At 64.5% G+C, this 4,681-nt stretch carries 6 protein-coding genes; 2 read left to right on the top strand and 4 right to left on the bottom strand.

All coding sequences use genetic code 11. From position 1 onward, the window contains the following. Positions 1-1,105, bottom strand: a 1,105-nt coding sequence (locus ACE3SN_RS16160; protein WP_374531763.1) for an adenosylhomocysteinase, incomplete at its 3' end; no start/stop codon positions are given. Positions 1,106-1,276: 171 nt separating this feature from the next. Beyond that, positions 1,277-1,747 carry an S-adenosyl-L-homocysteine hydrolase gene (locus tag ACE3SN_RS16155; RefSeq protein ID WP_374531761.1) on the bottom strand — a complete coding sequence of 157 codons (471 nt, stop codon included), beginning with the start codon at positions 1,745-1,747 and terminating at the stop codon, positions 1,277-1,279. Positions 1,748-1,926: 179 nt separating this feature from the next. Here ACE3SN_RS16155 and ACE3SN_RS16150 point away from each other — a divergent pair, with 179 nt between their 5' ends. Continuing rightward, positions 1,927-2,406 carry a peroxiredoxin gene (locus ACE3SN_RS16150; RefSeq protein ID WP_374531759.1) on the top strand — a complete coding sequence of 160 codons (480 nt, stop codon included), beginning with the start codon at positions 1,927-1,929 and terminating at the stop codon, positions 2,404-2,406. A 23-nt stretch (positions 2,407-2,429) separates the two neighbouring features. Beyond that, positions 2,430-2,855 (top strand): hypothetical protein, encoded by a 426-nt coding sequence (locus ACE3SN_RS16145; protein ID WP_374531757.1) that lies wholly within the window; start codon positions 2,430-2,432, stop codon positions 2,853-2,855. 3 nt (positions 2,856-2,858) lie between these two features. Here the strand turns inward: ACE3SN_RS16145 and ACE3SN_RS16140 are convergent, their stop codons facing one another. Together ACE3SN_RS16140 and ACE3SN_RS16135 are read right to left on the bottom strand one after the other, a co-directional pair. Continuing rightward, positions 2,859-3,290 carry a PaaI family thioesterase gene (locus ACE3SN_RS16140; RefSeq protein ID WP_374531756.1) on the bottom strand — a complete coding sequence of 144 codons (432 nt, stop codon included), beginning with the start codon at positions 3,288-3,290 and terminating at the stop codon, positions 2,859-2,861. Positions 3,291-3,316: 26 nt separating this feature from the next. Then, the coding region (locus ACE3SN_RS16135; protein WP_374531754.1) for a chloride channel protein at positions 3,317-4,681 on the bottom strand (1,365 nt) is incomplete at its 5' end.

The following is a 4,681-nucleotide window of genomic DNA, read 5'->3' as shown; positions in this document are numbered from 1 at the left end:
ATTCGACGAGGTCGGTGCCCGGCTTCACTTCGGTCCACTTGTAGTTGTCGAGCGCGGCGATCTGGATCTCGCTGTCGAAGTGGCCGATGTTGCAGACGATGCTCATCGGCTTCATCGCCTTCATGTGTTCGGCGGTGATGACGTCTTCGTTGCCGGTGGCGGTAACGAAGATGTCGCAGCGCTTCACCGCTTCTTCCATGGTGACGACTTCATAGCCTTCCATGGCGGCCTGCAGCGCGCAGATTGGGTCGATTTCGGTGACCATCACGCGGGCGCCGCCCTGGCGCAGCGATGCGGCGCTGCCCTTGCCCACGTCGCCGAAGCCGGCAACACAAGCGACCTTGCCGGCCAGCATCACGTCGGTGGCGCGGCGGATCGCGTCAACCAGCGATTCCTTGCAGCCATAGAGGTTGTCGAACTTCGACTTGGTGACCGAATCGTTCACGTTGATCGCGGGGAACGGCAGCTTGCCGTCCTTGGCGATCTGATACAGGCGGTGAACGCCGGTGGTGGTTTCCTCGGACACGCCCTTGATGTGCGCGACGGTCATGGTGAGGTAGCCGGGCTTGCGCTTGAGGAACGCCTTCAGCGCACGGCAAAATTCGATTTCTTCGGCGTTGCTGGGTTCGAAAAGGGCCTCGCCCGCTTCAACCCGCGCGCCCCACAGCGCGAACATGGTGGCGTCGCCGCCATCGTCGAGGATCATGTTGGCAGTGCGGCCGGTGCCATCATCCCAATCGAAGATCGAGCCGACATAGTCCCAGTATTCGGCCAGGCTTTCGCCCTTCACCGCGAAGACCGGAATGCCAGCAGCCGCAATCGCGGCAGCGGCGTGATCCTGGGTGGAGAAGATGTTGCAGGTGGCCCAGCGCACATCGGCGCCCAGCGCCACGAGCGTCTCGATCAGCACCGCGGTCTGGATCGTCATGTGCAGCGAACCGGTGATGCGCGCGCCCTTGAGCGGCTGGCTCGCGCCGAATTCTTCGCGCAGCGCCATCAGGCCGGGCATTTCGGTTTCGGCGATCTTGATTTCCGCGCGGCCGAATTCGGCAAGGCCGATATCGGCGATCACATAGTCCTTGGCAGCGTCAATCACTGTAGCCACGGCGGCAACTCCTGTATGTCTGGCATGGAGCGCAGCCAGTCCGGAATTGGCAATGGCGGCGCTATATTGGCGCCCCTCTTACCCGCTCACATCGCTTTAGGCAAATATAACGATGTCTTTATATGGCACTCCCCGCAGGTTCTGCGATGGCCGGCGGGGAGTGCCACGCGCTCAGGCATCGGCGAGCGCAAACTGTGCGGGCTTTTGTCCGAGCAGCTGATCGGCGGCGGCAACCAGCGGCTCCGCCCCTCGCGCATTGGCAAGGTTCTTGGTCACGTTCTTGAGCTGCCGGCAATTGAGCCAGGGATGGCCCTGGCCATACTGGTTGGCCATCGACGTGCTCATCCGGTCAAGCGCCCGATTCGCCCCGGCCACGCCGTACTGGCGGGCGAGGTTGGCCTTCAGCTCGCTGCTCGCCTGGTTCAGCTCGACGATATGGTTGGTAGTGAACCGGCCGTACTCGGGCCGAAAATTGTCCGAGGTCGACCGGCAGCGCAGCCCGGTGACCATCAGCATGATGTCGAGTCGGCGAAGTTTTTCGGCCTTCGCCAGGCCCATTGCGGTGCCAGCGGCGCTGGCCGGTCCTGAAATCGTCAGTGTCAAGGCGGCCAAGCTTGCCGCAACCCCATATGCGATCCTCATAGTCAGTCTCCATGCGGGGCCTGATCCCCCGCAACTGTGAGCATCGCGCAGCGAGTTTACCGGATCTTAAAGCGGGCCAGTAAAGCGAAATTTACCATCTTGCGGCTGTTGCAGCCCGGCGCGGCGCGCCTATATCTTGCGAGAGATTCGCAAGTTCACCTGGAAATGGAGAGACGACAATGACGATCGCGGTTGGAGACAAGCTGCCTGACGTAAAGCTGGTCAAGGCGACCGAGAACGGCCCCGAAGCGGTGCAGTCCTCGGAATACTTCAAGGGCAAGCGCGTTGCCCTGTTCTCGGTTCCGGGCGCCTTCACGCCGACCTGCTCGGCCAAGCACCTGCCGGGCTATGTCGACCATGCGGCCGATCTCAAGGCCAAGGGCATCGACGAAATCGCCTGCACCGCCGTCAACGATCCGTTCGTGATGGGCGCCTGGGGCAAAGCGGCCGGTTCGCCGGACGTCGCCATGCTGGCCGACGGCAACGCCGATTTCGCCAAGGCGTTGGGCCTGACGATGGACGGTTCGGGCTTTGGCCTTGGCACCCGCGGCCAGCGCTTCTCGATGGTGGTCAACGACGGCGTGGTCGAACAGCTTCACGTCGAAGCCCCCGGCGAATTCAAGGTCAGCGCCGCTGACTACATGATCGAACAGCTCTGATGTTCGCGCGGCTACCGGCGGCAATGCTTTTCGCGGCGACTATCTTCGCCGCGGGGCCTGCCGCCGGGGCCGATCCTGCGCCGGGGCCCGCGCTTGCGGCCGTCGCGCCCGTTTGCCCGCTGCCCGGCCACTGGCACGTCTGGACGCCCGAAACCCGCCTGCCGGACCCCGATGCCGTCAACGTCCTGCGCCTGGGGCCGAATGGCGCACTGTTCTGGAACAACCAGCCGGTTGACGAAAACGCGCTCAACGCCATCACCGTCTACCTGATGAAGCATCCCGTTGACGGGATGACCATCGTGCTCGATCCCGCCGGTGCGGATTGCGCGGCGATTACCAAATACCGAAAGAAGCTGGAAAAAACGGGCTGCCGCAGCGGCAACTGCCTGATCGGCAAGGGGCCGCCCCAACCTGCCTGGCTTGGCGCACCGCCGCCTCCGCCGCGCTGATCCTTACCCCGGAATCGCATAGGTGACTGTCGCCTGTGCCAGCACCCGCGCGGGATCATCCTGCCAGAGCCGCACGTCAACCGTCGCCAGACGCTTGCCCAGCTTGATCAGCTCGGCATCGGCCATCACCGTCTTGTATTCCACGGCGCGCAGGAAGCTGATGTTGAGGTTGCTGGTCACCGCCATCGCCACCGGGCCGATATGCGCCAGGATAACCGCATAGGCGGCCCGGTCCGCCAGTCCCATCTGGGTCGGACCCGATACGATGCCACCGGGCCGCAAACTGCTTTCGTCAGGCTCCAGCGCCATGAGCACGCGGCCCGGCACGATTTCCCGGATGCCGCCATCCGGCGCATGGTCCAGTCCCGGAAAGGCACCGATGAAGAATTCGGCGAGTTCGGGAATCGCCATCACCGGAACATGTTCAGCAGCCACTCTCGCCCTCCCCGGAATCTCTCGCGTCATTCGCCGAATACCGTCGCCTGCGCCTTGTTGCTTTCCTCGATATAGCGGCGCGAGACATAGCGTTCGGTCAGCATGCCGATGATCCGCCCTTGGTCATCGACCACGGCCAGATCGTCAAGTTCAAGCTCTTCGAAGCGGTCGAGAATGTCCGCGATCGCCAGGTCCGGCCGAACCCAGCCATCGTGCTTTTCCGCCAGGCTGTCGATCGGGATCAGCGGGTCGAGCCTGGGATCATAGGCCTTTGCCGTCTCGACAATCCCGCAGAACCGCCCATCGGCAGAACTCAGCAGCACCCGCCCGGTCGAACCCAGGGGAACGGCCGCCCGAAACTCGCGGATCGGTCGGCTCGCCTCGAAAATCGCGGGATGAAGCTGCATCAGGCGCTGCGCCGTCAGGTGCTCCGACCACCCGATGTCCCGCGGGCTGCGGATCCGCGCGCCGCGTAAATGCAGCCGCCAGGTCGAGAACGAATAGCCGAAGCGGTCGCGGGTCACGACATTGGCGAACAGCGCTGCGGTCAGCACCACGCCGGTCAGATCGAAGTCGTGGGTCGTCTCGAGAATCAGCAGCGATAGGGTCATCGGCCCGCCGACGATCGTCACGCTGAGCCCCGCCATCCCGACCAGCGCCGCGTCGAGCGTCGAGAGCAGCGGCGTCCCGGTGATCAGGTTGACGATCTGGGCATAGGCCGGCCCCAGCAGCGAGCCAAGGAACAGCGATGCAAAGAACAGCCCGCCCCTGAACCCGAAACTGAGCGAAATGACCGAGGCCAGCACCTTTAGCGCGAAGACCAGCAACAGGAATTGCAGCGCCGGCGCGACGGCCATTTCAAGCCGCAAGGCCCCGTGCCCCGAAGACAGCGCCTGGGGCGTGATCCAGGCGATCGGCATCAGCAGCATGCCGCCCAGCACCGGCCTGAGCCAGGGCGCAATCCGCAGCGCGGCGACCCCGCGCTCGGTCATGGCCTGAAAGCGCATGATCGCGATCCCGCAGACCGAACAGACGATGCCGAGCAGGGCATAGAGCAGATAGGACAGCGTCGACTGCGGGTGGGCAACCTCGATCACGCTCAGAAACGGTGCCGTCCCCGCTGCGCGCGCGACAACCGCCCCGGCCAGCGCGGCGGCCGCAACCGGCGCCATGGCGGCCGGCGTATAGGCACCCAGCACGATCTCGAAGGCGTAAAATGCTCCGGTCAGCGGCGAGGAGAACGCTGCTCCGATCGCCGCGCCAGCACCCGCGCCAACCAGCGTGCGCAATTCGGACCGCTTGAGCCGCAACCACGACCCGGCCAGCGAGGCCATGCCGCCGCCCATCTGCGCATAGGTCGCCTCAAGCCCGACCGATGCGCCAAACCCGTT

Origin of the sequence: Novosphingobium sp., from assembly GCF_041915465.1 — a bacterium.
GTDB lineage: Bacteria > Pseudomonadota > Alphaproteobacteria > Sphingomonadales > Sphingomonadaceae > Novosphingobium.
The sequence above is the reverse complement of the archived record's forward strand: the minus strand, read 5'-3'. Positions and strand labels throughout refer to the sequence as shown.

What these genes read in the sequence shown, in the direction of transcription:
- ACE3SN_RS16155 (WP_374531761.1), bottom strand. Translation starts at nt 1,747, where the DNA reads ATGAGGATCGCATATGGGGTTGCGGCAAGCTTGGCCGCCTTGACACTG.
- ACE3SN_RS16150 (WP_374531759.1), top strand. Translation starts at nt 1,927, where the DNA reads ATGACGATCGCGGTTGGAGACAAGCTGCCTGACGTAAAGCTGGTCAAG.
- ACE3SN_RS16145 (WP_374531757.1), top strand. Translation starts at nt 2,430, where the DNA reads ATGCTTTTCGCGGCGACTATCTTCGCCGCGGGGCCTGCCGCCGGGGCC.